Here is a 25,426-nt window from a genome sequence, read left to right on the forward strand (position 1 = left end):
GGCCCTTTCGGCTGCGGACGTTGAGGAGCTCGAAGAGATGGTCAGAAACCCGGAACGCAGGACCGCTCTCGTGGACGCGGCGATCGAGGTGCTGGCGCGCGAGGGGGCGCGCGGGCTGACCTTCCGCGCCGTCGACACCGAGGCCAAGGTGCCGCCCGGCACCGCGTCCAACTACTTCACCAGCAGGGACGACCTGTTCACCCAGGCCGGGCGGCACATCCACGTACGGATGACACCGGATCCGGCCGAGGTGAGCGAGGCGATGCGGCCCGCGCCCTCGCGGGAGCTGGTCGGCTCGCTGATGCGCTGGCTGCTGCGGCGGATCGTCAAGGAGCGCACCGGCTACCTCGCGATGCTGGAGCTCCGGCTGGAGGCCACTCGCAGGCCGGAGCTGCGGGAGGCGCTGACCGAGGCCGTCCGCGCCGAGCTGGAGGCGAACATCGCGTTCCATCTGGAGGCCGGCCTGCCGGGCGACGCGGACACGGTACGGCTGCTCTACTTCGCCATGACCGGCCTGCTGATCGAGCACCTCACGCTGCCGGGCGTGCTCGGCGACGACCTCGGCGACGACACGGCCGAGCGGCTGGTGGAGATGGTCGTGGACCGGGTGCTCGGGACTTGATCCCGGCCCCGGTCCCTGCCCGGACCCCGGTCCTCGGCCCCTGCCCCGGCCCCGGCCCCGGCCCCGGCCCTCGTACTCGTACTCGTACCGTGGCGAATCGTTCAGCCGCGCGGCTCGCGCCACATCGGGTACATCAGCGGGCCGTCCGGCAGCCGCAGCGGCTCACCGAGGTGGACGAATCCGAGCCGCTCGTAGAGCACGGAGCTGCGCGCGCTGCTCGCCTCCAGATAGGCGGGCAGGCCCTCCCGGTCGCACCGCTCCAGGACGGGCGCGATCAGCGCGGCCCCGTCGCCCCGGCCCTGGCGGTCCGGGGCGACGGCGATCAGCAGCAGATACGTGTGCGCCCGGCCGTGCGGGTGGACGGCCCCGGTGAGCCGGCCGATCTGCTCCACGCGCTCGTTGTCCGGGTCGACGGCGGCCCGCAGTTGCGCCGGACCGTCCTCCCCGTCGCCCTCCTCCGGCCCGTCGCCCTCTTCCGGCTCGGCCGGGACGTCGATCCACAGAGCCGTCGCCGTGCCGTCCTCGGTGAGGTCGGCGTGACCCTCGGCGAGCGAGATCTCCAGGAAGGCGCGCATGAGGTGGCGGTGCACCTCGCGGCGGCGCGCCGGGTCCGGGAAGACCCAGCTGCTCACCGGGTCGTCCTGGAACGCCTCGTCGAGGAGGCGCACCGCCGTCTCCACCGCCTTCTCGTCGTCCGGCTCCACCCGCCGTATGCCCATGCCCGGTCCCGTACCCATGTCGGCCGCCCCTGTCGCGTTCCGGTCATCCTCAACTGATCGGAACGATCCTAGAGTTGGCTCGCGTCGAGTCGGGGCGCGAGGGGCCCGGGAGGCAGCCCCGGGGCCCCTCGCCCTTCCCCCGCCGCCCCCCGTGCGTCCCCCCGCGCGCCCCCCTCGGGCCCAGATCAGCGCGAGCGCCGGGTCACGAACTCCGCCAGGGCCAGCAGATCGCCCGCCGCCGCCAGGTCCGGGACCGCCCGGGACAGCTGGTCCACCGCCCGGCCCATCCGGTCGGCCGCGTGGATCTGCGCCCAGTCGCGGCCGCCCGCCCGGTCCACCGCCCCGGCCGCCCGCCGCACCGCGGCCGCCCCCATCGGGCCCCGGTACAGCTCGGCGAGTTCGGCCGCCGCCGGGGTGCCCGAGGTCAGGGCGGCCACCACCGGCAGCGACTTCTTGTGCGAGGCCAGATCGGCCCCGGCGGGCTTGCCGGTACGGCCGGGGTCGCCCCAGATGCCGATCAGATCGTCGATGAGCTGGAAGGCGAGCCCCGCCTCGCGGCCGAACGCGTCGAGCGCGGCCACCTCGTCGGGCCCCGCCCCCGCGTACAGCGCGCCCAGCGAGCAGGCGCACCCCAGCAGCGCCCCGGTCTTGGCCATCGCCATGTCCAGGCACTCCTCCAGGGAGACCTCCTGGGGGCCGCGCTGCTCGAAGGCGCAGTCGGCCTGCTGTCCGGCGCAGAGCTCGATCACACAGGCCGCGAGCCGGGCCGAGGCGGCCGGGGCCGCCGGGTGGCCGTCCTCGGCGAGCAGCCGCAGCGCCAGCGCGAGCAGCGCGTCCCCGACGATGATCGCGTCCGGGGTGCCGAACACGGTCCAGGCGGTGGGCCGGTGGCGCCGGGTGGCGTCCTCGTCGATCACGTCGTCGTGCAGCAGCGTGAAGTTGTGCACGAGCTCCACGGCGGCCGCGGCCCGCAGCGCGTGCTCGGGATCGCCGCCCAGTGCCGCGGTCGCCGCGAGCACGAGCGCGGGCCGGATCGCCTTGCCCGCCTGCCCGGCGGCGGGTGTGCCGTCGGCGTGCTCCCATCCGAAGTGGTACATCGCGACCCGCCGTATCGAGCCCGGCAGCGACTCCACGGTGGCCCGCAGCCGCGGATGGACCGCCACCCGGGTCCGCTCCAGCAGGTCCACGGCCTCACGCCCCTCGACGGCTTCCCCCATGACCAACTCGACATTCCTCTCGCCGTGTTCGATACGCGGTGCTCAAGACGTGCGCTGGACATGCGGTGCTGGATGCGCGGTGTTCCAGGTGCTCGATGTTCCAGGTGCTCGGCGTTCCAGGTGCTCGGCGTTCCAGGTGCTCGGTGTTCCAGGTGCTCGGCGTTCCAGGTGCTCGATGTTCCTTACGTCGTGGCCGGTGCGCGCGTTCACGCGCCGCCGCCGCGTGCGGGACGCGGCTTTTCCGGGCGGGCGGCCGGCGGACCTCCCGTGCCGCCGGCCGCCCGCCCGGGGCCCTGCGGGGTCAGCGCCAGCGGCTGACTTCCACGTTCTCCAGGACGCCGAGGGCGTCCGGCACGAGGATCGCGGCCGAGTAGTAGGCGGTGACCAGGTACGAGATGATCGCCTGCTCGTCGATGCCCATGAACCGCACCGACAGGCTCGGCTCGATCTCGTCCGGGATGCCGCTCTGCTGGAGCCCGATGACGCCCTGATCGGCCTCGCCGGTACGCATGCAGATGATCGAGGTCGTACGGGCGTCACTGACCGGGATCTTGTTGCACGGGAAGATCGGCACACCGCGCCAGGTCGGGATGCGGTTGCCGTTGACGTCGATGCTCTCGGGGACCAGTCCGCGCTTGCCGCACTCGCGGCCGAAGGCGGCGATGGCGCGCGGGTGGGCGAGGAAGAGCTTGCTGCCGCGCCGCCGGGAGAGGAGTTCGTCCATGTCGTCGGGGCAGGGCACGCCGTCGTGCGGCTGAAGCCGCTGCCCGTAGTCGCAGTTGGCCAGCAGACCGAACTCACGGTTGTTGATGAGTTCGTCCTCCTGGCGCTCGCGCAGCGCCTCCACGGTGAGCCGCAACTGCTGCTCGGTCTGGTTCATCGGCTGGTTGTAGAGGTCCGCGACCCTGCTGTGGACCTTCAGCACCGTCTGGGCGACCGAGAGTTCGTACTCGCGCGGCGAGCCCTCGTAGTCCACGTAGGTGTGCGGGATGACCGGCTCGCCGACATGGCCGGACGCGAGGTCGATCGCCGCCTCGCCGTACTTGTCGGTGCGCTGCTCCGGGATCAGCGAGAAGGCCGAGAGGTGCTCGCCGAGCGAGGCCGCCCGCTCCGCGAGGTCGAGCACGTCCGCCCGGCTCAGCGCCAGGACCGTACAGGCCGTGGCGGCCCGGGCGGTGGCGTCCCAGGTGGCCTCGCCGGAGACCAGCGCCCGCTCGCCCAGGTGCGCCCCGTCCGCCAGGACCCCGAGCACCGCCTCGTCCCCGTAGGGCCCGGTGCCGATGCGCTCGACGCGGCCGTGGGCCAGCAGGAAGACCGTGTCCACCGGGTCGCCCTCGGCGGCCAGCAGCTGTCCGGCGGCGAACTCGCGCTGCACACACCGGCTCGCCAGCTCGCTCAGCGCGGACTCGTCCTCGAACCCGCGCAGCGCGGGCAACTCCCCCAGCTCGGCCGGGATGACGGCCACCCGCTCGCCGGTCTGCACGAAGGTGATCTTCCCGTCACCCACCGAGTAGCTCAGTCGCCGGTTGACCCGGTACGTACCGCCCTGCACATGCACCCATGGCAGCATCCGCAGCAGCCACCGGGAGGTGATCTCCTGCATCTGGGGGACGGGCTTGGTGGTCGCCAGATTCCGCGCGGCTGCCGTGCCAAGACTCTGCTGCGCGCGGTTCTCGGGCCCTGCCTCGACCGACATGTGTTTCCCTCTCGACCTTCCGATCATGAGCTGACCTGCGCGAGAAGCCTTCCAGCACGGACCGTGTGCGCGCCATTACACAAATGAGTGGGACTGGAACCGGGCCCGGCAGGGCAGGTTGCGCACTCCGGCACGGGTACCCTCACCGTTCAGGCCGCAAATTTGCACGGCATATGCAAGTTATCTAGGGTGACACCATGCGGCTCACGAGATTCACGGACCTGGCGCTTCGCGTACTGATGCGCCTGGCCGTCGCCGACGAGGGCGACCGGGAGGCCCCGCCCACGACGCGCGAGGTGGCCGAGACCATGCGGGTGCCCTATACGCACACCGCGAAGGTGGTCGCCCGGCTCCAGCACCTCGGCCTGGTCGAGGCGCGGCGCGGCCGGGGCGGCGGGCTCGCGCTCACCCCGGCGGGGCGCCGGGCCTCGGTCGGCGGTCTGGTCCGCGAGCTGGAGGGGCCCGGCGACGTGGTCGAGTGCGAGGGGGCCGTCCCGTGCCCGCTCAACTCGGCGTGCCGGCTGCGCGGGGCGCTGCGCCGGGCGCAGGAGGCGTTCTACGCCTCCCTGGACCCGGTCACCGTCGCCGACCTCGTCACCTCACCCACGGGCCCGCTGCTCATCGGGCTCACAGGCGGGCGCCGGACGGACGGCTGAGGCACCGTCACCCTTCCCGCCGCCCCATCCCGTCACTCCATCCCGCAACCCTGGTCCGACGCCCTGAGCTGCGGCTCAAAATACGAATCTTAGATTCCAATTAAAGAGGAGTCCTCTTGCTGTCCGAGAAGTCGGCCGCGACCGTACGCGCCACCCTGCCCGCCGTCGGCGGAGCCCTTCCCGCCATCACCGAGCGGTTCTACGCCCGGCTCTTCGCGGCCCACCCCGAGTTGCTGCGCGACCTGTTCAACCGGGGCAACCAGGCCGCCGGAGTCCAGCGGCAGGCGCTCGCCGGGTCCATCGCGGCCTTCGCGGTCCACCTCCTGGACCGCCCGGACGAGCGCCCCGACGTGATGCTGGGCCGGATCGCCCACAAGCACGCCTCGCTGGGCATCACGGCCGAGCAGTACGACGTGGTGCACGAGCACCTCTTCGCCGCCATCGTCGAGGTGCTCGGCGAGGCCGTCACGCCCGAGGTCGCCGCCGCCTGGGACGAGGTGTACTGGCTGATGGCGAACGCCCTGATCGCCATCGAGGCCCGGCTCTACGCCGCCCAGGGCGTCGCCGCCGGGGACGTATGGCGCGAGTGGACCGTCGAGGGGCGCACCGAGGAGACGCCCGACGTGGCCACCTTCCGGCTGCGGCCCACCGACGGCGCCCCGGCGCCCGGCTTCCGCCCCGGCCAGTACGTCTCCGTCCAGGTCGAACTCCCCGACGGCGCCCGCCAGATACGTCAGTACAGCCTCAGCGCCGCCCCCGGCTCCGCCACCCGCTCGATCACGGTCAAGCGGGTCCGGGGCGAGGGCCGGGCGCCCGACGGCGAGGTCTCCCACCACCTCCACGCGCGCGTGGAGGTGGGCGACCGGCTGCGCGTCTCGGCCCCGTACGGCGATCTCGTCCTCGACGACTCCGGGGCGCCGCTGCTGCTCGCCTCGGCGGGGATCGGCTGTACCCCGATGCTGGCGATGCTGGAGCACCTGGCAGGCGCCGGTCACCGCGCCCCGGTGACCGTGGTGCACGGCGACCGCTCCCCCGCCGACCACGCCCTGCGCGAGGACCACGAGGCGCTGACGGCCAAACTCCCGGACGCCGCCGCGCACTTCTGGTACGAGCACCCCGCGCCCGGCCATCCCGCCGACCGGACCGGCCTGGTGGACCTGTCGTCGGTCGCGGTGGCGTCGGGCACGCGCGCGTACCTGTGCGGTCCGCTGCCCTTCATGCGGGCGGTGCGCACCCAGCTGCTCGCCCAGGGCGTCGCCGCCGCCGACATCCACTACGAGGTGTTCGGCCCCGACCTCTGGCTCGCGCACGACTGACCGTAATCGGGCGATGTGTCCGGATCGGCTCGCACGCGGCCCGAACACATCGCCCGCATGCGGAAGTTCCGGTAGAAGCGGTAGGGCACATTCCGGCTGAACCGCACCAGGTACCGCAAACCGGGGTACCACTCACCCAAGGAGTCGGCCATGGCCCCACCCATGTCGGCTGACCAGTTCCTCTCCGCACTGCGCGCCGAAGGCCTCCGGGTCGTCGAGGTCGACGGCTGGCGCACCCACAACCGGGCCGGGCACGGCGCCTGGGGGCCGCTCAACGGCGTGATGATCCACCACACCGTCACCCAGGGATCCGCCGCCACCGTTCGCATCTGCTACGACGGTTACGACAGCCTGCCCGGCCCGCTCTGCCATGGCGTGATCACCAAGGACGGCACGGTCCACCTGGTGGGCAACGGCCGCGCCAACCACGCCGGCGCGGGCGACGGCGACGTCCTGCGCGCGGTGATCGCCGAGAAGCGCCTCCCGGCCTGCGACGAGGCCGACACCGACGGCAACGCGCGCTTCTACGGGTTCGAGTGCGAGAACCTCGGCGACGGCGAAGACCCCTGGCCACCGGCCCAGCTCCTGGCGATCGAGAGGGCCGCGGCGGCCGTCTGCCGGCACTACGGCTGGACCGAGCGGTCGGTGATCGGCCACAAGGAGTGGCAGCCGGGCAAGGTCGACCCGCGGGGCTTCGGCATGGACTGGCTGCGCGAGCGGGTCCACGAGCGGCTGAAGTGAGGCCGCCGGTCACAATGGACAGGTGACCGAAGAAGCGCTCGACCTCACCACCGCCCTGCGGCCGCGTATCCCTTCGCCTCTGCAACCAATCGAGGACGAGCGCTTCGCCCGCCACGGCGTCCGTCTGCTGCTCAAGCGCGACGACCTGATCCACCCCGCGCTGCCCGGCAACAAGTGGCGCAAGCTCGCCCTGAACCTGCGCGAGGCGGCCGGGCGGCCGGCGCTGACCTTCGGCGGCGCCTACTCCAACCACCTGCGCGCCACCGCCGCCGCGGGCCGCCTCCTCGGCTTCCCCACCATCGGCGTGGTCCGGGGCGACGAGCTCGCCCGCCGCCCCCTCAACCCGTCGCTCGCCCGGTGCGCGGCGGACGGCATGCGGCTGCACTTCGTGGACCGCGCGACCTACCGGCGCAAGGCCGAGCCGGAGGTGCTGGCCGAACTGCGCGAGCGCTTCGGCGTGGACGCGTACGTCGTCCCGGAGGGCGGCAGCAACTCCCTCGCGGTGCGGGGGTGTACGGACCTGGGGCGCGAGCTGCGCGGCCGCGCCGACGTCGTGGCGGTGGCCTGCGGAACCGGGGGCACCCTCGCCGGCCTCGCCGCCGGGCTCACGGAGGGCCAACGGGCGCTCGGGTTCCCGGTGCTGCGGGGCGGCTTCCTCGCGCGCGAGATACGGGAGTTGCAGCGCGAGACCTTCGGTGCGGCCGGGGACAACTGGTCCCTGGACGAGCGCTTCCACTGCGGCGGGTACGCCCGTACCACCCCCGCACTCGACGCCTTCGCGGACGACTTCGAGGCCCGCCACCGGCTGCCCGTGGAACGTCTCTATGTCGCCAAAATGCTGTACGGGCTGCTGACCCTCGCCGAGGAGGGCGCGTTCCCCGAGGGGACGGCGGTCGCGGCCGTCGTCACCGGTCAGCCCTTCTAGTCGTCAGGACTCGCTCTCGCGGTACGCCGCCGCCTCCTCCAGGTCGAGCCGGCGCAGCAGCGTCCGCAGCATCTCGTCGTCGATCCGGCGCGCGTCCCGCAGCTGGACGAACACCTCGCGCTCGGCGCCGATCATCTCCCGCGACAGCCTGCGGTAGGTGGCGTCGGCCGACTCGCCGGTCACCGCGTTCACCCCGCCGAGCCGCTCCCACACGGAGTTGCGGCGCCGCTCCAGGACGGTGCGCAGCCGGTCGGCCAGCGGCGGCGGAAGCGCGTTGGCCTCGTCCGCCAGGAGCTCGTCCAGCCGGCGCTCGGCGGCCAGCGAGGCCTCGTTCTGGGCCTGCGCCTCGGCCAGCGTCTCGGCCCGCGCGTCCCGCCCCGGCAGCCTCAGCGCCCGGATCAAGGGCGGCAGCGTCAGCCCCTGCACCACCAGCGTGGCGATGACCGTGGTGAAGGTCAGGAAGAGCACCAGGTTCCGGGCCGGGAAGGGGCGGTCGTCGTGCGTGGTCATCGGGATCGAGAAGGCGATGGCGAGCGAGACCACCCCGCGCATCCCGGCCCACCCGACGATCACCGGCGCCGTCCAGTCCGTGTCCGGCTCGCGGGTGCGGATCCGCTCCGAGACCGCCCTCGGCAGGAAGGTCGCCGGGAAGACCCAGACGAACCGCATCGCGACGACGGCGGCGAAGACCCCGGTCGCGTACAGCACCGCCTCCACCACCCGGTACTCGCCGAGCCCCTTGAGCACCACCGGCAGCTGGAGCCCGATCAGCGCGAACACCGACGACTCCAGGAGGAAGGCGACCATCTTCCAGACCGCCGCCTCCTGGAGCCGGGTCGCGAAGTCCACCTGCCAGGAGCGGTGGCCCAGGTACAGCGCGACGACCACCACCGCGAGCACCCCGGACGCCCCGACCTCCTCGGCGGCCGCGTACGCCACGAACGGGATGAGCAGCGAGAGGGTGTTCTGGAGCAGCGCCTCCGTCAGATGCGTGCGCAGCCAGTGGATCGGCACCATCAGGACCAGGCCGATCCCGACCCCGCCGAGGGAGGCGAGGGCGAACTCCCCGGCCCCGCCCGCCCAGGTCGCCCCCTCCCCGACGGCGGCGGCGAGCGCGACCTTGTACGCGGTGATCGCGGTCGCGTCGTTCACCAGCGACTCGCCCTGCAGGATGGTGGTGATCCGGCCGGGAAGCCCGAGGCGGCGGGCGATGGCGGTGGCCGCGACCGCGTCCGGCGGCGCGACCACCGCGCCGAGGACCAGCGCGGCGGTGAGCGGCAGATCGGGCACCAGGAGATAGGCGAGCCAGCCCACGGCCACGGTCGCGAACAGGACGTAACCGACCGAGAGGAGCGCGACGGGCCGCAGATTGGCCCGCAGATCGAGGTACGAGCTGTCCACGGCGGCCGTGTACAGCAGCGGCGGCAGCAGCAGGGGCAGCACGATGTGGGGGTCGAGCGTGTAGTCCGGGACGCCCGGCACGTAAGCGGCGGCGAGTCCCCCCGCGACCAGGAGCAGCGGGGCCGGGATCGGGGTGCGGCGGGCGGCGCCGGCCACCACCGCGCTCCCCGCGACCAGTGCCACCAGCGGCAACGCGTCCATCCCAGCCACCTCACACCCGGACCGTCGTAACCTGGCAATCATGAGCGAGTGCCCGCATGTCGCCGAACTGCCGCGCCCCGAGCCCGCGCCGCTGAGCGGGACGTGCCCGCAGTGCCTGGCAGACGGCACCCACTACGTACAGCTGCGACAGTGCCTCGTCTGCGGCTATGTGGGCTGCTGCGACTCCTCGCCGTCGCGGCACGCGACCGCCCACCACCAGCAGACCGGGCACCCGGTGATGCGCACCCTGGAGGCGGGCGAGGACTGGCGCTGGTGCTTTGTGGACAACGTACTGGTGTGACGCGGGAGGTCGGGAGAATCCGGACGGTTCGACGCTCTCCGGCCTGGGTACGTCAACCCGGCGTCGGTTCACAGCAATTGGGCACCGCACACCTCTAGCCACTGTCCGTGCCCATATGCTTACCATGAGTGACACCCGCCGGGAGGGGTCCCGGCGACACGGCACCATGGATCGCGATAGCGTCGCCCTTCCGAGCACCACGATCGCGTGGACGACGCACGATCACCGCTTCACGTACCGCATGGCCCCGGAGGCGTCCCCTCCGCCGGGGCCCGAGAGAGCTTGTGCCACCTTGGAGGTGAGGGTGTCCCAGATCGCAGGCGAGCCCGGGAATCAGGACTTCGTGGAAGTCCGGCTGCCGGCCGCGGGTGCCTACCTGTCAGTGCTGCGTACGGCCACGGCCGGTCTCGCGGCACGTTTGGACTTCACCCTCGACGAGATCGAGGATCTGCGCATCGCGGTCGACGAGGCGTGCGCGATCCTGCTCCAGCAGGCCGTCCCCGGCTCCGTACTGAGCTGTGTGTTCCGGCTCGTGGACGACTCGCTGGAGGTCACCGTCTCGGCCCCGACCACCGACGGCCGGGCCCCCGAGCGCGACACCTTCGCCTGGACGGTGCTCTCCGCACTCGCCGGCAAGGTCGACTCCTCGGTCGCGGACGACCGTACGGTCTCCATCAGCCTGTACAAACAGCGCGGCGCGGGACCCGGACCGGCGTGAGCGGGGACGGTCCGGTGCGGGACGACAGGCGCATCCCCGAGACGCGCCCGGAGATGCCGCGCTCCGTCGGTATTCCGGAGCAGCAGGCCCGGCCGCACCCGGTGGACGGATTCGACGGCCCAGAGGCCGTGGCGGAGCAGACGCGGCAGGCAGAGCGGGCGGCCCACATGAGCGAGCACATCGAGCACAGGCACCACCAGCACGATCCGCAGGACCGCAGCGGGGCGCGGGCGATGTTCATCGAGCTGCGCAAACTCCCGGACGGCTCGCCGGAGAAGGCCGAGCTGCGCAACAAGCTGGTCCGGATGCACCTGCCGCTGGTCGAGCACCTGGCCCGGCGGTTCCGCAACCGCGGCGAGCCGCTGGACGACCTGACCCAGGTCGCCACCATCGGCCTGATCAAGTCGGTCGACCGGTTCGACCCGGAGCGCGGGGTCGAGTTCTCGACGTACGCGACCCCGACGGTCGTCGGCGAGATCAAGCGGCACTTCCGGGACAAGGGCTGGGCGGTCCGGGTGCCGCGCCGCCTCCAGGAGCTGCGCCTGGCCCTCACCACGGCCACCGCCGAGCTCTCCCAGCAGCACGGCCGCTCGCCCACGGTGCACGAGCTGGCGGAGCGCCTGGGCATCTCCGAGGAGGAGGTCCTGGAGGGCCTGGAGTCGGCGAACGCGTACTCGACGCTCTCGCTCGACGTCCCGGACACGGACGACGAGTCGCCGGCGGTCGCGGACACGCTGGGCGCGGAGGACGAGGCGCTGGAGGGCGTCGAGTACCGGGAGTCGCTCAAGCCGCTCCTGGAGGACCTGCCGCCGCGCGAGAAGCGGATCCTGCTGCTGCGCTTCTTCGGGAACATGACCCAGTCGCAGATCGCGCAGGAGGTCGGCATCTCGCAGATGCACGTCTCCCGGCTGCTGGCCAGGACCCTGGCCCAGCTGCGGGAGAAGCTGCTGGTGGAGGAGTAGGACGCGTCACACGCCGCGGGGCCGGGCGGACCGCCCTGTGCGCTACGGCGTGCGGGCGTCAGGCGCCGCAGGGCCGGGCGCTCCGGGCCACAAGCCCGTGGCGCCGGGTGTCCCGAGGGACTACGGCGTACGCGTCCCGCCCGCCCCGCGTACGCCGAGCGCCTCCGCCGTGGCCGGGTTGACCAGCAGGACCAGACCGGCCACCGCGAGCGCGGTCGTCGCGATCCCCACCGGGACCGCCACCCCGTCCGCGTGCAGGAACATCCAGGCCACCGGCAGCGCCAGGATCTGGGTGATCAGCGCGGGCCCGCGGCTCCAGCGGCGCCGCAGCAGCAGCCCGCGCGCCGCGGCCAGCGGGATGATCCCGAGGACGATCAGCGTGATGCCGCCCGTCACGGCCTGCCGCGGCTGGTCGGGCTTGCCCATCAGGCCCATCACGAGCATGAAGAGACCGCCGCCGACCAGGGCGAGGCCCTCGACCGCGGCGATCGCGGCGGCCGCGGTCAGCCGCCCGGGGCGCGGCCCCTCGGGGGCGGCGGAACCGGTCTCGCTGTCAGGGTGCTGCTCAGTACTCACCCCAGCAGGGTAGCCCTCGCCACGAGCCCGCTCCCGGGCCCCCGGAGCCCTGCCGGGAGGGGGCTGGACTGTGCCCGGTACCGCCCGGTAGGTACTCTGGCGCCCATGCGTGCACTTCTCGTGGTCAACCCGGCGGCAACCACCACCAGTGCCCGCACCCGTGATGTCCTCATCCACGCGCTGGCCAGCGAGATGAAGCTGGACGCCGTGACGACGGAGTACCGGGGGCACGCCCGCGACCTCGGGCGGCGGGCGGCGGAGAGCAGCGACATCGACATCGTCGTGGCGCTCGGCGGCGACGGCACGGTCAACGAGGTCGTCAACGGTCTGCTGCACAACGGCCCGGACCCGGAGAACCTGCCGCGCTTCGCGGTGGTCCCCGGCGGCTCCACCAATGTCTTCGCGCGCGCAGTCGGACTGCCCAACGAGCCCGTCGAGGCGACCGGGATACTGCTGGACGCCATGCGCGAGGGGCGCGGCCGTACGGTCAGCCTGGGCCTGGCGGCCGGCACGCCGGGCACCGAGGACGAGGGCGTCCCCGACCGCTGGTTCACGTTCTGCGCCGGATTCGGGTTCGACGCCGGGGTCGTCGGCCGGGTCGAACAGCAGCGGGAGCGCGGCAGACGCTCCACACACAGTCTTTACATCCGGCAGGTGGCCCGCCAGTTCTTCGCGGAGCGGCACCGGCGGCACGGCACGATCACCCTGGAGCGCCCGGGCCAGGACCCGGTCGAGGACCTGGTGATGTCGATAGTCTGCAACACCTCCCCGTGGACCTATCTGGGCAATCGCCCGGTGTACGCGGCCCCTGAGGCGTCCTTCGAAACGGCCCTTGACGTGCTCTCCCTCTCCCGGCTCTCGACGGCGGCGGCGACCCGTTACGCCACTCAGCTGCTGACCTCGACCCCCGAAAAGGGTCCCCACGGCAAGCACGCCGTTTCTTTGCACGACCTGACCGACTTCACCTTGCATTCCAAGGCCCCGCTGCCCTTCCAGATGGACGGCGACCACCTGGGTCTGCGTACGAGCGTGACGTTCACAGGCGTACGCCGTGCACTGCGTGTGATTGTGTGAGTGGAAGGGCCGAAAGTCCTTTAACTCGAACGTTTGGGCTGGGCCCCACCCCATAGAAGTACGACTGTGACCCAGTCGACACCGAGGAATCAAAAAAAACTTCTCGGAAGGGGTTGTATCCGCCGCCGAGGTTTGCGAATCTCTACATGGCGATCGGGACGGCCCGCAACACCGGCCTCCATGAGAGCCAGAACCCCTCCTCAACTCAGGACCACAACCAGTGCAACTGGAAGTCGGCCCTTCCCTTGCGGGGGGATTCGTGAAAGCGTTCACATTCACAAGCACCCATACGCATCACCAAGAGAGGTAGCAGCCATGGACTGGCGTCACAACGCCGTTTGTCGTGAGGAAGACCCCGAGCTGTTCTTCCCCATCGGCAACACCGGTCCTGCGCTGCTGCAGATCGAGGAAGCCAAGGCCGTCTGCCGCCGCTGCCCCGTCATGGAGCAGTGCCTGCAGTGGGCGCTCGAGTCCGGCCAGGACTCCGGCGTCTGGGGTGGCCTCAGCGAGGACGAGCGCCGCGCGATGAAGCGCCGTGCCGCTCGCAACCGGGCGCGCAACGCAACCGCCTGATCCCCCCTCCTGCCTAGGCCCGCGCGGCGCGTACAGAGAGTACGCACTCACCGCCCCCCGAGCCGCAGCGCGCAGCAGTAACCCACAGCATTCGAGCCCCGGACCGTTCGCGGTCCGGGGCTCGCTGCTGTTTCTGCCCGTGTGGTGGGCGTACGGGCTACTTGTCGGCCCGCACCGGCACGTCGAGCACCACCTGGGTGCCCCGCTCCGGCGCCGCCACCATGTCGAAGGCGCCGCCCAGCTCGCCCTCGACCAGGGTCCGGACGATCTGGAGGCCGAGGTTCCCGGCCTTCTGCGGGTCGAACCCGTCCGGCAGCCCGCGGCCGTCGTCGCGCACGGTGATCAGCAGCCGGGCGTCGTCGCGGGCGCCGGCGCGCACCGCCGACACCTCGACCGTGCCCTGCTCCCCCGGCGCGAAGGCGTGCTCCAGGGCGTTCTGCAGCACCTCGGTCAGGACCATCGCGAGCGGAGTGGCGACCTCCGCGTCCAGGATGCCGAACCGGCCCGTACGGCGGCAGGTGACCTTGCCCGGTGAGATCTCCGCCACCATCGCGAGCACCCGGTCCGCGATCTCGTCGAACTCGACGCGCTCGTCCAGGTTCTGGGAGAGCGTCTCGTGCACGATCGCGATCGAACCGACCCGCCGCACCGCCTCGTTCAGCGCCTCGCGCCCCTCCTCGGAGTCGATCCGCCGGGCCTGCAGGCGCAGCAGGGCCGCGACCGTCTGGAGGTTGTTCTTCACCCGGTGGTGGATCTCCCGGATGGTGGCGTCCTTGGTGATCAACTCGCGCTCGCGGCGGCGCAGTTCGGTGACGTCCCGCAGCAGGACGAGCGAACCGATCCGGGTGCCCTTGGGCTTGAGCGGGATGGCGCGCAGCTGGATGACCCCGCCGCTGCCCTCGACCTCGGTCTCGCGCGGGGCGTACCCGCTGGCCAGCTTGGCGATGGCCTCGTCCACCGGGCCGCGCGAGGGCGCGAGTTGGGCGGTGAGCTCGCCGAGGTGCTGGCCGACCAGGTCGGAGGCGAGGCCGAGGTGGTGGTACGCGGAGAGGGCGTTCGGCGAGGCGTACTGGACGATGCCGTCGGCGTCCAGCCTGATCAGCCCGTCCCCCGCGCGCGGCGAGGCGTCCATGTCGACCTGCTGCCCCGGGAAGGGGAAGGACCCGGCGGCGATCATCTGCGCCAGGTCGGAGGCGGACTGGAGGTAGGTGAGCTCCAGACGGGAGGGGGTACGCACGGTGAGCAGATTGGTGTTGCGCGCGATGACCCCGAGGACGCGGCCCTCCCTGCGCACGGGGATGGACTCGACCCGCACCGGCACCTCCTCGCGCCACTCCGGGTCGCCCTCGCGCACGATGCGGCCCTCGTCGAGCGCGGCGTCGAGCAGCGGGCGGCGCCCGCGCGGGACGAGGTGGCCGACCATGTCGTCCTGGTAGGACGTGGGCCCGGTGTTGGGGCGCATCTGGGCGACCGAGACGTACCGGGTGCCGTCCAGGGTGGGCACCCACAGCACCAGGTCGGCGAAGGAGAGGTCGGAGAGCAGCTGCCACTCCGAGACCAGCAGATGGAGCCACTCCAGGTCGGATTCACTGAGAGCGGTGTGCTGACGTACGAGGTCGTTCATGGAGGGCACGTCAGCGAGGGTACCCGCGCGGGCTACGGCGCCGGGGCGGGACCCTCGGCCCGTCCGGCACCGCAGCCCGGAACTGCCGGCCGACGGGTGTGCGGTGCCCCTCGGCCTTACGGGAGGTCCCCGGCGCTGTCAGGGCAGAGAGCGCCGCGTACCTCTGTCCGGCCTCCTGTGCGGGGAGGCCGGAGGCCTGTGCCGCCCATTGTGGACTAGACCATTCCTGCTGTCCATCCATTTACCGGCCCGGCTCAGGCGGTACGAGCCTGCCATGCGCGAGGCCGCGGGGCTAGGGCCGTCCGCCCGGCCAGCCCTGCATGGCCAGCTCGGCCACCGCCGCCAGCTCCTTCTCGCTCGCCCCGTCCCTGGCCTGCTGGGACATGCCCTGGAAGACGCCCGCGCTGAACCGGGCGAGTGCGCGGGGGTCGGTTCCGGCGGGCAGCGCCCCGGCCGTGACATCGGCGGCGATCAGGCGCTCGAACTCCGCGAGGTTGCCGTTGCGCACCTCGCGCAGAGCCTCCTCGACCTCCTTGGTGGTGCAGTTGACGGCGGCGCTGAGCACCAGGCAGCCGCGCGGGCGGCCCGGCCGGGTGAACTCGGTGGCGGCCTCCCGCAGGATCCGCCCGATCGTCGCCCGCGCGCCGGACTCCTCGGCGACGGCCCGGCCGATGAACGCACCGTACGTCTGCCCGTACGCCCCCACGACCTCCTCGAACAGGGCCCTCTTGTCGCCGAAGGCCGCGTACAGGCTGGGCGCCCCGATGCCCATCGCCCGGGTCAGCCCGGCCACGGAGGTCGCCTCGTAGCCGTGCTCCCAAAAGGTCAGCGTGGCCTGTTCGAGCGCGCGGGCACGGTCGAAGGAGCGGGGGCGGCCGCGCTGTCCGGTGGTCATGCACGAATTCTATAGCGACCGCTAGAGAATATGTTACGTTCTCATTCTGTAGCAGGCGCTACAGATTTCCATCCACGGGGAGGTACGTCATGGGCGCGCTCACGGGCAGGACGGCACTGGTCACCGGCGGCAGCCGGGGCATCGGGCGGGGCATCGCGGAACGGCTCGGCCGGGACGGGGCGCGGGTCGCCGTCCACTACGGCACCAACGAGGTGGCCGCCAAGGAAACGGTCGCCGCGATCGAGGCGGCCGGCGGCTCGGCCTTCGCCCTCGGCCAGGAACTGGGCGTCCCCGGCGACGCCGAGGCGCTGTGGGCGGCCTTCGACCGGCGCGCGGACGGCGTGGACATCCTGGTCAACAACGCGGGCATCGGCACAGCCCGGACGTTCGGGGAGATCGACGAGGCCGAGTACGAGCGGCTGTTCGCCGTGAACACCAGGGCGCCGTTCTTCCTGGCACGGCTCGGCCTGGAGCGGATGCGGGACGGCGGCCGGATCGTCAACATCTCCTCCGGCGTCTCACGGTCGGCGGTGCTGCCGGACCTGATCGCGTACGCCATGACCAAGGGCGCGCTCGACGTCTTCACCCGCAACCTGTCCAAGATCGTGGGCAGTCGGGGCATCACGGTGAACTCGGTGGCCCCGGGCATCGTCGACACCGACGTCAACGCGGACTGGCTGCGCGCGAGTGACGAGGCGTGGGCGGGCGCCGCGGCGATGTCGGCGCTCGGCCGCGTCGGCGAGGCGTCCGACATCGCGGACGTGGTGGCGTTCCTCGCGTCGCGGGACGGACGCTGGGTGACGGGGCAGTGGGTGGACGCCACGGGCGGCTCGCTGGCGTAGCCACGGCCCGTTCAGTGGGTCTCGGTCACCTTCGCCAGCGCGCGCGGGGCGTCCGGGTCCTGGCCCCTGGCGATCGTCACCTCGTACGCGAGGAGTTGCAGCGGCAGGATCTCCAGGATCGGCTGGAGCTCCTCGGGGACGCCCTCGACCGGCAGCACGAAACCCGCCGAGGCCGCGTCCACCTGGGGCTTGGGGCCGACGACGAAGAGGTCGGCGCCCCGGCCGCGCAGCCGGTCGAGCACCGGCTGGAGCGCCTGGCCGCCCCGGCCGTCGGTGACCACCGCGATCACCGGCGAGATGTTGTCGACCATGGCCAGCGGGCCGTGCAGCAGGTCGGCGCCGGAGTACGAGAGAGCCGGGATGTAGCTCGTCTCCATGAGCTTGAGCGCGGCTTCCTTGGCTGTGGGATAGCCGTACCCGCGCGAGGTGATGACCATCCGCTCGGCGAAACGGTAGCGGGAGGCCAGCAGCCGCACCTCGTCCTGGCGGGCCAGGATCCGGTCCGCGAGCTCGGGCAGCGCCCCGGCGGCCGAGACGTCGCCGCCGCGCAGGCCTTCGACGAAGAGGTAGAGGGCGAGCAGCGAGGCGGTGTACGTCTTGGTCGCGGGCAGCGCCTTCTCCGGCCCGGCCAGGATGTCGATGTGGTGCTCGGAGACGGCGGCGAGCGGCGAGTCGGGGTTGTTGGTGACGGCCAGCGTGATGGCGCCCGCGCGGCGGGCCGCCCGGGTGGAGTCGACGAGGTCGGGCGAGCCGCCGGACTGGCTGACGGCGATGACGAGTACGTCGCTGAGGTCGGGGCGGGCGCCGTACGCGGTGATCGTCGACATGGAGGTGAGCCCGCACGGGAGCCCGAGCCGGATCTCGATCAGGTACTTCGCGTACAGGGCGGCGTTGTCGGAGGTGCCGCGGGCGGTCAGCAGGACGAAGCGGGGCTTTTGGGCGGCGATCGCGGCGGCGGTCTCGCGGATGCGGGGGGCGGCGTCGGCGAGGATCCGGCGCAGGACGGCGGGCTGCTCCGCCATCTCGCCGCGCATGATCCGGCCGGGCTGCTCGCTGTGCCTCTCGCTGTGCCGCGCGCTGTGTCTCTCGTTCTGCGTCGACGACATACGGAATGCCTCCAGAGGGCGGTCTCTGTACGCGTTGCCGAAACCCCTCCAGTCGACCATGTGAGAAGGCGCGACCGCCAGCGGGAGAGCCGCCCGCTCTGCTAGATTGGTCTATACCACCCTGGTTGGTTCACGTCCCTACGTCTCCAGATCGGCAGGCCCACGTGGAAGTTGTCATCGTCCCGGACGCCAAGGCGGGCGGCGAGCTCATCGCGGAGTCCATCGCGGTCCTGTGGCGCCGCAAGCCCGACGCCCTGCTCGGCGTGGCCACCGGCTCGACCCCGCTGCCCATCTACGACGCGCTGACGGCCAAGGTCGCGGCCGGCTCGGTGGACGTCTCGCGGGCCCGGGTCTGCCAGCTCGACGAGTACGTCGGGCTGCCGACCGGGCACCCCGAGTCCTACCGCGCGACGGTGATCCGCCAGGTCGTGGAGCCGCTCGGGCTCGGCCCGGACTCGTTCATCGGGCCGGACGGCTCGGCGGCGGACGTCCAGGCGGCGTGCGAGGCGTACGACCGGGAGCTGGCCGCGGCCGGGGGTGTGGACCTGCAGATCCTCGGGATCGGCACGGACGGGCACATCGGCTTCAACGAGCCGTGCTCGTCGCTGGCGTCCCGTACCCGGATCAAGACGCTGACGCAGCAGACGCGGGTGGACAACGCGCGCTTCTTCGACGACGACATCGAGCAGGTGCCGCACCATGTGATCACGCAGGGGATCGGCACGATTCTGGAGGCGCGGCATCTGGTGCTGCTCGCGACCGGGGAGGGCAAGGCGGAGGCGGTGGCGGCGACGGTGGAAGGCCCGGTGGCCGCTCTCGTCCCCGCCTCGGCGCTCCAGCTGCACCCTCACGCCACGGTGGTGGTGGATGAGGCTGCGGCGTCGAAGCTGAAGCTTGCGGAGTATTTCCGGCACACGTACGCGAACAAGCCGAGGTGGCAGGGGCTGTAGAGGCCCCCACCCCGCCCCTCCGGGGGCGGGAGGGGGCAGGCGGTTTTCCCGGGGGCTACGCCCCCGGCCCCCTGCACCCCGCTTCGGGGCTGCGCCCCGGACCCCGTTCGTCTGCGGGTCCGTCGTGGCTGGTCGCGCAGTTCCCCGCGCCCCTAGAAGCGCCCCTCCGGGACGCCCTCCGCTGGTCACGCCCGCGCGGCGGAACCACAAATGTCACAGCGGCGCGCCCCTACAGGGGCGCGGCGCAGGGGCGCATTTAGGGGCGCGGGGAAATGCGCGAGCAACCCACCACCGGTCCGCAGACGAAGTCAGGGGGGTCTGGGGGCGCAGCCCCCAGTAGCCCGGCCCCGGCGCCTCACCCGGCCGCCCGCCAGAGGACTTTAGGGAAGGGGCGGGGTGGGGAGCAGAGCCTCCGCCGCCGCCCGGCCGCAGACCCTCGCCGCCCCGTGCGTGGCGATGTGCGCAGAACCCCGCGCCACAGCCTGCGGCACCCCCATCTCGATCACCACCGTGTCGGGGCGGGACGCCAGCAGCGCGTCCAGGGCCGCCGACATCCACGGATGGCGGTGCTCGTCGCGGACCACCGCGACGATGCGGCGCGAGCCCGCGGCGGCCAGGACCGCGGCGGGGTCCGCCGACGGACCATACGTACCCGTCGCGGTCCCCGGCAGCAGCCCGGACAGCTCCGCCGCCACCCCCCACGGCGTCTCGTCCCCCACCGCGATGTTCGCGACCGGAGTGAACGCCGCCACGTAAGGGGGCGAAGACAGCGGCACCACAGCCCCCGTCACCCGCAGGGCACGGCGCGCCGCCACCAGACCGATGCCGGTGCCGGTGCCGATGCCGATGCCGATGCCGGGCGCGGTCCCCTCCTGCGTCTCCGCGCCCGGCCCCGCGACATCCCCCCTGGCCTGCCGCGTCCAGGACGCGAGGGCGCGTACCCGCGCCGCCGCGTCGGCCAGGCGCGACTCGGGCAGTTCTCCGGCCCGTACCGCCGCGACCAGCGCGTCCCGCAGCCGCAGCACGGTGTCCTCGTCCGCCAGGCCGCCGCCGACGCACAGCGCGTCGGCCCCGGCCGCGATCGCGAGGACCGAGCCGCGCTCGATCCCGTACGTCGAGGCGATGGCCTGCATCTCCACGGCGTCGGTGACGATCAGTCCGTCGTAGCCGAGTTCCTCGCGGAGCAGTCCGGTCAGGACACGCGGGCTCAGCGTCGCCGGGCGGGTCGGGTCGAGCGCGGGCAGCAGGATATGCGCACTCATCACCGACTTGGAACCCGCGGCGATCGCGGCGCGGAAAGGCACCAGTTCGCGGGCGTGCAGTGTGTCGAGGTCCACGTCGATGCGCGGGAGCGCGTGGTGGGAGTCCACCGCCGTGTCGCCGTGGCCCGGGAAGTGCTTGGTGCAGGCGGCGACTCCGGCGGACTGCAGCCCCTCGATGTACGCGGCGGTGTGCCGCGCCACCAGGTGCGGGTCGGCCCCGAAGGACCGTACGCCGATGACCGGATTGCCGGGATTGGAGTTGACGTCGGCGGAAGGGGCCCAGTTCAGGTCCACTCCGCAGGCCGCCAGGCGCCGGCCCAGCTCATGGGCCACCGCCCGGGTCAGGTCCGTGTCGTCCACCGAACCCAGCGCCAGGTTGCCGGGGAAGGACGAGCCCGTACGGACCTCCAGGCGGGTGACGTCCCCGCCCTCCTCGTCGATGGCGACCAGGACATCGTCCCCCTCGGCCCGCAACTGTGCCGTCAGGGACGCCAGTTGGGACTCGGTGGCGATGTTGCGGCCGAACAGGCCCACCGAGGTGAGGCCTTCGCCGATCCGGCGCAGCAGCCAGTCGGGGGCGGTGGTGCCGACGAAGCCGGGCTGCAGGACGGTCAGGGCGTCCCGTGTCAGCGTGTCGGTGCGTGCGATCGTCGTCATGGGGCGGCGTTATCCCTTCACTGCGCCGGCCGTCAGACCCGCGGCCATCTTGCGCTGGACGAGGAGGAACAGAGCCACGATGGGGACGGCCATCATGGTGGAGCCGGCCATCATGGGGGCGAACTCGGTGCCGTGCTGGGTGGTGAAGTTGGACAGCCACACGGTGGCGGTCTGGTGGTTCTGGCTCATCAGCATGAGGGCGTAGAGGTATTCGTTCCACGCCTGGATGAAGCCGTAAACCGAGGTGGCCACCATGCCCGGGGCCAGCAGCGGGAAGACCACGCGGATGAAGGCGCCGGTGCGGCTGCACCCGTCGACCATCGCCGCCTCCTCCAGCTCCTTGGGGACGTTGACGATGAAGCCGCGCAGCGTCCAGACCGTGAAGGGGAGGATGAAGGTCAGATAGGTGAGGACCAGGCCGGACAGCTTGTCGTACTGGCCCAGGTCGTTGAGGAGCAGGAAGACCGGGATGATCATCGCGACCAGCGGGACCATCTGGACCGCCAGGATGCCGATGATCACGATCTTGCGGCCGCGGAAGGCGAACCGCGAGATGGCGAGCGCCGCCAGCAGACCGACCGCGACGCCGATCACCACGACGACCACGGAGACGATCAGCGAGCGGCCGATCGAGCCCCAGAAGTCACCGATGTCCAGCGCCCGGCGGAAGTTCTCCAGGGTGAGGGACCGGGGGAAGAAGTGCGGGCTCGGGTCGATCGCGTCCTTGGCGGGCTTGAGCGCCGTGTTGAGCATCCAGTAGACCGGGAAGCCCGCGGTGGCGAAGACCAGCAGGCCGAGGAGGTTCCAGCCGAGCTTGGACTTCTTGCGCCGGCGGCGCGCGAGCGCCGGGGCCGAGGCAGCCATCGGTACGCCCAACTTTCCGTTCGCCACGCTCACTCGACGTCTCCGATCTTCAGCATCTGGCGCATGTACACCGCGATCACACCCAGCAGCAGGAGCACGGTCAGCAGCGCGATCGCGGAGCCCTGCGAGTAGTCGTTGACCACGAACGCCTTGTCGTACGAGTACGTGGTGAGGAGCTGGAACTCCGGCTCGGGGTGGTTGCCGCGCATCACGAAGACCTGCGGGAAGACGCCCATGTCCCAGATGACCGAGAGCGTCGCGAGCATCACGATGATGGGCTTGAGGATCGGCAGGGTGACGTGGCGGAACACGCCCCAGCCGCCGGCGCCGTCGAGGCGGGCGGCCTCCTCCAGCTCCTTGGGGACCTGGGTCAGCCCCGCGCTCAGCGTGATGACGACGAACGGCACCGCGCCCCACACCACGAGCAGCATGATGACGGCGAGGCCCTGGGTGCCGCTGGCGAACCAGTTGTGGCCGATCATGTCGACCCCGGGCACCTGGCTGAGCAGCCAGTTCAGTACGCCGAAGTCACTGTCGAACATCCACTTGAAGATGGTGATGGCGACGACGATCGGCATGCCCCAGCTCGCCACCAGCGCGATGTTGACGAGGGTCTTCACCCAGCCGGAGACCCGCTGGAGCAGCAGGGCGATCAGCATGCCGAGCACCATGGTCAGCACGACCGCGGTGAAGGCGAACAGGACCGTGCGGACGACGACGGTCCAGAACTCGCTGTCACTCAGGACGTTGGTGAAGTTGTCGAAGCCCACCGACTCGGGGTCCTTGAACCCCCACAGCTGCGGCTGGCCGAACTTCTGGAAGGACAGGGTGACCAGGCGTACCAGCGGATAGCCCAGGACGAGGGCGAGCGCCAGGAGGCAGGGGGCGAGCAGCGCCCAGGGCACCGCCGCCTGTCCCGCACTGCGCTTTCTGGCCTGCCCTTTCGGGCGCTTCCCGGATTCCCCACCCGGTCGTGGGTCGCGCCGCGCCGGCGGCACCTTGGCGGTGGTTGTCTCTGCGGCACTCATCGCGCGCTCCTAGCGGTCCCTCTCCGGTACTGGCCGGGTGAGGGCCCCGTCGCTGTCCGACGGGGCCCTCACCCACAGGTCACTTGGTGTTGATGACCTTGTCGATCGCGGTGTCCGCGTCCTTCGCGGCCTGCTCGACCGACTTCTTGCCGGTGCCGATGGCCTGCAGCATGTCCTGGAGGACCTTGGCCTTCTCGACCTGGCCCCAGCCCGGGGCCATGGGCACGAACCAGCTGGACTCGGCCGCGGTGGCCGCGACGGCCGTCTTCGGATCCGACTTGAGCGGAGCGAGGGCCGTCTTGTTGTTGGGCAGGTTCTGCTTGGCGATCAGGCCCTTCTGGCCCTGGGTGCCGGTGAACGCGTTGATCCACTCGGCCGCGAGCGCCTGCGCCTTGGACTTGACCGGGACCGCGAGGTCCGAGCCGCCGAGGAAGACCGGCATGGCCTTGCCGGACGGGCCGGGCATCACGAACGACTCGATCTTGTCGGCGAGCTTGCCGACCTTGTCGTTCTCGGGCAGCGCCGCGCTGGCGCCCTCCCACGCGGGGCTGAAGACGAGACCGGACTTGCCCTGGCCGTAGACGATCGGGCGGTCGGCCTCGTCCTTCGTCTTGTCGCCGTGCATGTACTTGTCGAGGATGTTCTTGTACTCGTTCAGGCCCTTGAGGGACTCCGGCGAGGACAGGTTCCCCTTGAACGTGCCGCCGTCCTCCTTGGCGATGGAGCCGCCGGCGTCGTACACGTACGACATGGCCACATACCAGTCGCGCGTCGGCTGGTACCAGGCGCTGAACTTGTCGCCCTTCTTCTCCTGGATCTTGTCCAGGTCGGCGGTCAGCTCGGTGTACGTCTTCGGGACGGCGGTGACGCCGGCCTCGGCGGCGACGTCCTTGCGCCAGGTCGCCGTGCGGCCACCGGCGTAGTAGGGGACGCCGTAGGTCTTGCCGTCGTACGTGACCGAGGCCTTGAGGCCGTCGAGCCAGGCGGAGGAGTTGTCGAACTTCGACGGGTCGATCTCGGCGAAGGCGCCCTTGACCGAGTAGGCGAGCATCTCGGTGTTGCCCATCTCGACCACGTCGGGGGCCTTGTCGGTGGCGAGCACCGCGTCGAGCTTGGCGTTCTTGTCCGGCCAGCCGTAGTACTCGTGGTTGATCTTCAGGCCGGGGTGCTTGGCGACGATCGCGTCGTCGGCCGCCTTGACCAGGTCCGGCCAGTTCTTCTGCGCGTCGACCGTCAGCCAGACCGTCAGCTGCTTGGCGTCGCCGCCCTCGGCCCCGTCCTTCTTGTCGTCGGAGCCACACGCCGCGATGCTGACCAACATGCCCGCGACGCCGATCGCCGCGATGAGCTTGCGCTTCACGCCACCCTCCTCAGGGATGCTGCAACCCCCCGCCCACCGCGAAGACATACGCCGTGCACTGCCTGTGGGACTGGGACCTGGTCTTTAATGGTTTAGACCAGTACCGGGAGCTTGGCCTAGACCTTTAGGGGTGTCAAGGGTGTATAAGAAGGGCTGTCGCGTCCGTTATCGGACCGACACCTGAGGGAGGGCGACGACCCGTGACCGGTCCGTGCCACCATGTGAGCCGCGACAGACGGAGGAGCCGGTGACGGCAGCAGCGCAGCACTCGGGAAGGCGGGCCATGGCCACCGACGGGAGCGGTACGGAGACAGAGGCGGGCGCCGGCGCCCGGACCGCTCGCGTGCCCAAGTACTACCGCCTCAAGAAGCATCTCCTCGACATGACGGAGACGCTTCCGCCGGGCACCCCGGTGCCGCCCGAGCGCACCCTGGCCGCCGAGTTCGACACCTCCCGCACCACCGTGCGCCAGGCCCTGCAGGAGCTGGTGGTCGAGGGGCGCCTGGAGCGCATCCAGGGCAAGGGCACGTTCGTGGCCAAGCCCAAGGTCTCCCAGGCGCTGCAACTGACCTCCTACACGGAGGACATGCGCGCCCAGGGCCTGGAGCCCACCTCGCAGCTGCTGGACATCGGGTACGTCACCGCCGACGACACGCTGGCGGGCCTGCTCGACATCGCCGCCGGCGGCCGGGTGCTGCGCATCGAGCGGCTGCGCCTGGCCAGCGGCGAGCCGATGGCGATCGAGACGACGCACCTGTCCGCCAAGCGCTTCCCCGCGCTGCGCCGCTCGCTCGTCAAGTACACCTCGCTCTACACCGCGCTCGCCGAGGTGTACGGGGTGCGGCTCGCCGAGGCCGAGGAGACGATCGAGACGTCGCTGGCCACCCCGCGCGAGGCCGGGCTGCTCGGCACGGACGTGGGCCTGCCGATGCTGATGCTTTCCCGCCACTCGCTCGACGGGAACGGCGAACCGGTGGAGTGGGTCCGGTCGGTGTACCGGGGCGACCGCTACAAGTTCGTGGCGCGGCTGAAGCGGCCGACGGACTGAGACAGCCCGGGCCCGCGAACGGCTGGGGGTCCGGGGGTTATCCCCCGGGACAACACAGCGTGGCGCGGCTGAAGCGGCCGACGGACTGAGAC

25 protein-coding genes are annotated in these 25,426 nt (G+C 71.7%); 13 read left to right on the forward strand and 12 right to left on the reverse strand.

Features of this window, described 5'->3' with window-relative positions:
- The first annotated feature begins 37 nt into the window (after window positions 1-37).
- Window positions 38-622: a TetR family transcriptional regulator gene (locus AB0G17_RS25115; RefSeq protein WP_361386981.1), complete on the forward strand. Its 585-nt coding sequence runs from the start codon at window positions 38-40 to the stop codon at window positions 620-622.
- Between the two features lie 101 nt (window positions 623-723).
- Here AB0G17_RS25115 and AB0G17_RS25120 read toward each other — a convergent pair whose 3' ends face one another.
- From AB0G17_RS25120 to AB0G17_RS25130, 3 genes are all read right to left on the reverse strand, one after another.
- A complete protein-coding gene (locus AB0G17_RS25120) occupies window positions 724-1,341 on the reverse strand; it encodes a GNAT family N-acetyltransferase (RefSeq protein WP_361387232.1) in 618 nt (205 codons plus the stop codon).
- Window positions 1,342-1,526: 185 nt separating this feature from the next.
- Window positions 1,527-2,558 (reverse strand): family 2 encapsulin nanocompartment cargo protein polyprenyl transferase, encoded by a 1,032-nt coding sequence (locus tag AB0G17_RS25125; RefSeq protein ID WP_361386984.1) that lies wholly within the window; start codon window positions 2,556-2,558, stop codon window positions 1,527-1,529.
- Between the two features lie 301 nt (window positions 2,559-2,859).
- Complete coding sequence (locus AB0G17_RS25130; protein WP_361386987.1) at window positions 2,860-4,254, reverse strand: family 2B encapsulin nanocompartment shell protein; 1,395 nt, start codon at window positions 4,252-4,254, stop codon at window positions 2,860-2,862.
- A 197-nt stretch (window positions 4,255-4,451) separates the two neighbouring features.
- Here AB0G17_RS25130 and AB0G17_RS25135 point away from each other — a divergent pair, with 197 nt between their 5' ends.
- From AB0G17_RS25135 to AB0G17_RS25150, 4 genes are all read left to right on the forward strand, one after another.
- The gene (locus tag AB0G17_RS25135; RefSeq protein ID WP_361386990.1) at window positions 4,452-4,910 is read left to right on the forward strand and encodes an Rrf2 family transcriptional regulator; all 459 of its coding nucleotides are present in this window, start codon (window positions 4,452-4,454) and stop codon (window positions 4,908-4,910) included.
- Window positions 4,911-5,026: 116 nt separating this feature from the next.
- A complete protein-coding gene (locus AB0G17_RS25140; RefSeq protein ID WP_361386993.1) occupies window positions 5,027-6,226 on the forward strand; it encodes a globin domain-containing protein in 1,200 nt (399 codons plus the stop codon).
- A gap of 150 nt (window positions 6,227-6,376) precedes the next feature.
- Window positions 6,377-6,967 (forward strand): N-acetylmuramoyl-L-alanine amidase, encoded by a 591-nt coding sequence (locus tag AB0G17_RS25145; RefSeq protein ID WP_361386996.1) that lies wholly within the window; start codon window positions 6,377-6,379, stop codon window positions 6,965-6,967.
- Window positions 6,968-6,989: 22 nt separating this feature from the next.
- A complete protein-coding gene (locus AB0G17_RS25150) occupies window positions 6,990-7,892 on the forward strand; it encodes a pyridoxal-phosphate dependent enzyme (protein WP_361386999.1) in 903 nt (300 codons plus the stop codon).
- A gap of 3 nt (window positions 7,893-7,895) precedes the next feature.
- Here AB0G17_RS25150 and AB0G17_RS25155 read toward each other — a convergent pair whose 3' ends face one another.
- Window positions 7,896-9,494 carry a Na+/H+ antiporter gene (locus AB0G17_RS25155; RefSeq protein WP_361387002.1) on the reverse strand — a complete coding sequence of 533 codons (1,599 nt, stop codon included), beginning with the start codon at window positions 9,492-9,494 and terminating at the stop codon, window positions 7,896-7,898.
- A 40-nt stretch (window positions 9,495-9,534) separates the two neighbouring features.
- On the opposite strand from AB0G17_RS25155, the gene AB0G17_RS25160 reads away from it, so the two are divergent.
- From AB0G17_RS25160 to AB0G17_RS25170, 3 genes are all read left to right on the forward strand, one after another.
- Window positions 9,535-9,795, forward strand: coding sequence for a UBP-type zinc finger domain-containing protein (locus AB0G17_RS25160; protein WP_361387005.1), 261 nt, complete (start codon window positions 9,535-9,537; stop codon window positions 9,793-9,795).
- Window positions 9,796-10,099: 304 nt separating this feature from the next.
- Entirely contained in the window at window positions 10,100-10,513 is a 414-nt protein-coding gene (locus AB0G17_RS25165; protein WP_067163834.1) for an anti-sigma regulatory factor, read from the forward strand.
- 53 nt (window positions 10,514-10,566) lie between these two features.
- Window positions 10,567-11,475: an RNA polymerase sigma factor SigF gene (locus AB0G17_RS25170; protein WP_361387235.1), complete on the forward strand. Its 909-nt coding sequence runs from the start codon at window positions 10,567-10,569 to the stop codon at window positions 11,473-11,475.
- 120 nt (window positions 11,476-11,595) lie between these two features.
- On the opposite strand, the gene AB0G17_RS25175 is transcribed toward AB0G17_RS25170, so the two are convergent.
- A complete protein-coding gene (locus AB0G17_RS25175) occupies window positions 11,596-12,051 on the reverse strand; it encodes a hypothetical protein (protein ID WP_361387008.1) in 456 nt (151 codons plus the stop codon).
- A gap of 105 nt (window positions 12,052-12,156) precedes the next feature.
- On the opposite strand from AB0G17_RS25175, the gene AB0G17_RS25180 reads away from it, so the two are divergent.
- Both AB0G17_RS25180 and AB0G17_RS25185 read left to right on the forward strand, forming a co-directional pair.
- Window positions 12,157-13,125, forward strand: coding sequence for a diacylglycerol kinase family protein (locus AB0G17_RS25180; protein WP_361387011.1), 969 nt, complete (start codon window positions 12,157-12,159; stop codon window positions 13,123-13,125).
- A 315-nt stretch (window positions 13,126-13,440) separates the two neighbouring features.
- Window positions 13,441-13,698: a WhiB family transcriptional regulator gene (locus AB0G17_RS25185; protein WP_004937597.1), complete on the forward strand. Its 258-nt coding sequence runs from the start codon at window positions 13,441-13,443 to the stop codon at window positions 13,696-13,698.
- A gap of 157 nt (window positions 13,699-13,855) precedes the next feature.
- On the opposite strand, the gene AB0G17_RS25190 is transcribed toward AB0G17_RS25185, so the two are convergent.
- Both AB0G17_RS25190 and AB0G17_RS25195 read right to left on the reverse strand, forming a co-directional pair.
- Window positions 13,856-15,322: a histidine kinase N-terminal domain-containing protein gene (locus AB0G17_RS25190; protein ID WP_361387238.1), complete on the reverse strand. Its 1,467-nt coding sequence runs from the start codon at window positions 15,320-15,322 to the stop codon at window positions 13,856-13,858.
- A gap of 292 nt (window positions 15,323-15,614) precedes the next feature.
- A complete protein-coding gene (locus tag AB0G17_RS25195; RefSeq protein ID WP_361387014.1) occupies window positions 15,615-16,217 on the reverse strand; it encodes a TetR/AcrR family transcriptional regulator in 603 nt (200 codons plus the stop codon).
- Between the two features lie 89 nt (window positions 16,218-16,306).
- Here AB0G17_RS25195 and AB0G17_RS25200 point away from each other — a divergent pair, with 89 nt between their 5' ends.
- Window positions 16,307-17,059 carry an SDR family oxidoreductase gene (locus tag AB0G17_RS25200; RefSeq protein WP_361387017.1) on the forward strand — a complete coding sequence of 251 codons (753 nt, stop codon included), beginning with the start codon at window positions 16,307-16,309 and terminating at the stop codon, window positions 17,057-17,059.
- A gap of 11 nt (window positions 17,060-17,070) precedes the next feature.
- Here AB0G17_RS25200 and AB0G17_RS25205 read toward each other — a convergent pair whose 3' ends face one another.
- Window positions 17,071-18,165 (reverse strand): SIS domain-containing protein, encoded by a 1,095-nt coding sequence (locus AB0G17_RS25205; RefSeq protein WP_361387020.1) that lies wholly within the window; start codon window positions 18,163-18,165, stop codon window positions 17,071-17,073.
- 164 nt (window positions 18,166-18,329) lie between these two features.
- Here AB0G17_RS25205 and nagB point away from each other — a divergent pair, with 164 nt between their 5' ends.
- Window positions 18,330-19,115 (forward strand): glucosamine-6-phosphate deaminase, encoded by a 786-nt coding sequence (nagB, locus tag AB0G17_RS25210; protein ID WP_361387023.1) that lies wholly within the window; start codon window positions 18,330-18,332, stop codon window positions 19,113-19,115.
- A 380-nt stretch (window positions 19,116-19,495) separates the two neighbouring features.
- Here nagB and AB0G17_RS25215 read toward each other — a convergent pair whose 3' ends face one another.
- From AB0G17_RS25215 to AB0G17_RS25230, 4 genes are all read right to left on the reverse strand, one after another.
- Window positions 19,496-21,034: a glycoside hydrolase family 3 protein gene (locus AB0G17_RS25215; protein WP_361387027.1), complete on the reverse strand. Its 1,539-nt coding sequence runs from the start codon at window positions 21,032-21,034 to the stop codon at window positions 19,496-19,498.
- 9 nt (window positions 21,035-21,043) lie between these two features.
- Entirely contained in the window at window positions 21,044-21,898 is an 855-nt protein-coding gene (locus AB0G17_RS25220) for a carbohydrate ABC transporter permease (protein WP_361387030.1), read from the reverse strand.
- Between the two features lie 29 nt (window positions 21,899-21,927).
- Complete coding sequence (locus AB0G17_RS25225) at window positions 21,928-22,926, reverse strand: sugar ABC transporter permease (protein ID WP_361387033.1); 999 nt, start codon at window positions 22,924-22,926, stop codon at window positions 21,928-21,930.
- A 79-nt stretch (window positions 22,927-23,005) separates the two neighbouring features.
- Window positions 23,006-24,286: an extracellular solute-binding protein gene (locus AB0G17_RS25230; protein ID WP_361387036.1), complete on the reverse strand. Its 1,281-nt coding sequence runs from the start codon at window positions 24,284-24,286 to the stop codon at window positions 23,006-23,008.
- 283 nt (window positions 24,287-24,569) lie between these two features.
- Between AB0G17_RS25230 and AB0G17_RS25235 the strand changes: the two genes are divergently transcribed.
- On the forward strand, window positions 24,570-25,334 hold the full coding sequence (locus tag AB0G17_RS25235) for a GntR family transcriptional regulator (protein ID WP_190090064.1): 765 nt from the start codon (window positions 24,570-24,572) through the stop codon (window positions 25,332-25,334).
- The last annotated feature ends 92 nt before the right edge of the window (window positions 25,335-25,426 follow it).

Origin of the sequence: Streptomyces sp. NPDC023838 (genome assembly GCF_040639555.1) — a bacterium.
GTDB lineage: Bacteria > Actinomycetota > Actinomycetes > Streptomycetales > Streptomycetaceae > Streptomyces.

What these genes read in the sequence shown, in the direction of transcription:
- AB0G17_RS25115 (WP_361386981.1), top strand. Translation starts at nt 38, where the DNA reads ATGGTCAGAAACCCGGAACGCAGGACCGCTCTCGTGGACGCGGCGATC.
- AB0G17_RS25120 (WP_361387232.1), bottom strand. Translation starts at nt 1,341, where the DNA reads ATGGGCATACGGCGGGTGGAGCCGGACGACGAGAAGGCGGTGGAGACG.
- AB0G17_RS25125 (WP_361386984.1), bottom strand. Translation starts at nt 2,558, where the DNA reads ATGGGGGAAGCCGTCGAGGGGCGTGAGGCCGTGGACCTGCTGGAGCGG.
- AB0G17_RS25130 (WP_361386987.1), bottom strand. Translation starts at nt 4,254, where the DNA reads ATGTCGGTCGAGGCAGGGCCCGAGAACCGCGCGCAGCAGAGTCTTGGC.
- AB0G17_RS25135 (WP_361386990.1), top strand. Translation starts at nt 4,452, where the DNA reads ATGCGGCTCACGAGATTCACGGACCTGGCGCTTCGCGTACTGATGCGC.
- AB0G17_RS25145 (WP_361386996.1), top strand. Translation starts at nt 6,377, where the DNA reads ATGGCCCCACCCATGTCGGCTGACCAGTTCCTCTCCGCACTGCGCGCC.
- AB0G17_RS25155 (WP_361387002.1), bottom strand. Translation starts at nt 9,494, where the DNA reads ATGGACGCGTTGCCGCTGGTGGCACTGGTCGCGGGGAGCGCGGTGGTG.
- AB0G17_RS25160 (WP_361387005.1), top strand. Translation starts at nt 9,535, where the DNA reads ATGAGCGAGTGCCCGCATGTCGCCGAACTGCCGCGCCCCGAGCCCGCG.
- AB0G17_RS25170 (WP_361387235.1), top strand. Translation starts at nt 10,567, where the DNA reads ATGCCGCGCTCCGTCGGTATTCCGGAGCAGCAGGCCCGGCCGCACCCG.
- AB0G17_RS25180 (WP_361387011.1), top strand. Translation starts at nt 12,157, where the DNA reads ATGCGTGCACTTCTCGTGGTCAACCCGGCGGCAACCACCACCAGTGCC.
- AB0G17_RS25185 (WP_004937597.1), top strand. Translation starts at nt 13,441, where the DNA reads ATGGACTGGCGTCACAACGCCGTTTGTCGTGAGGAAGACCCCGAGCTG.
- AB0G17_RS25190 (WP_361387238.1), bottom strand. Translation starts at nt 15,322, where the DNA reads ATGAACGACCTCGTACGTCAGCACACCGCTCTCAGTGAATCCGACCTG.
- AB0G17_RS25195 (WP_361387014.1), bottom strand. Translation starts at nt 16,217, where the DNA reads ATGACCACCGGACAGCGCGGCCGCCCCCGCTCCTTCGACCGTGCCCGC.
- AB0G17_RS25200 (WP_361387017.1), top strand. Translation starts at nt 16,307, where the DNA reads ATGGGCGCGCTCACGGGCAGGACGGCACTGGTCACCGGCGGCAGCCGG.
- AB0G17_RS25205 (WP_361387020.1), bottom strand. Translation starts at nt 18,165, where the DNA reads ATGTCGTCGACGCAGAACGAGAGACACAGCGCGCGGCACAGCGAGAGG.
- AB0G17_RS25215 (WP_361387027.1), bottom strand. Translation starts at nt 21,034, where the DNA reads ATGACGACGATCGCACGCACCGACACGCTGACACGGGACGCCCTGACC.
- AB0G17_RS25220 (WP_361387030.1), bottom strand. Translation starts at nt 21,898, where the DNA reads ATGGCTGCCTCGGCCCCGGCGCTCGCGCGCCGCCGGCGCAAGAAGTCC.
- AB0G17_RS25225 (WP_361387033.1), bottom strand. Translation starts at nt 22,926, where the DNA reads ATGAGTGCCGCAGAGACAACCACCGCCAAGGTGCCGCCGGCGCGGCGC.
- AB0G17_RS25235 (WP_190090064.1), top strand. Translation starts at nt 24,570, where the DNA reads ATGGCCACCGACGGGAGCGGTACGGAGACAGAGGCGGGCGCCGGCGCC.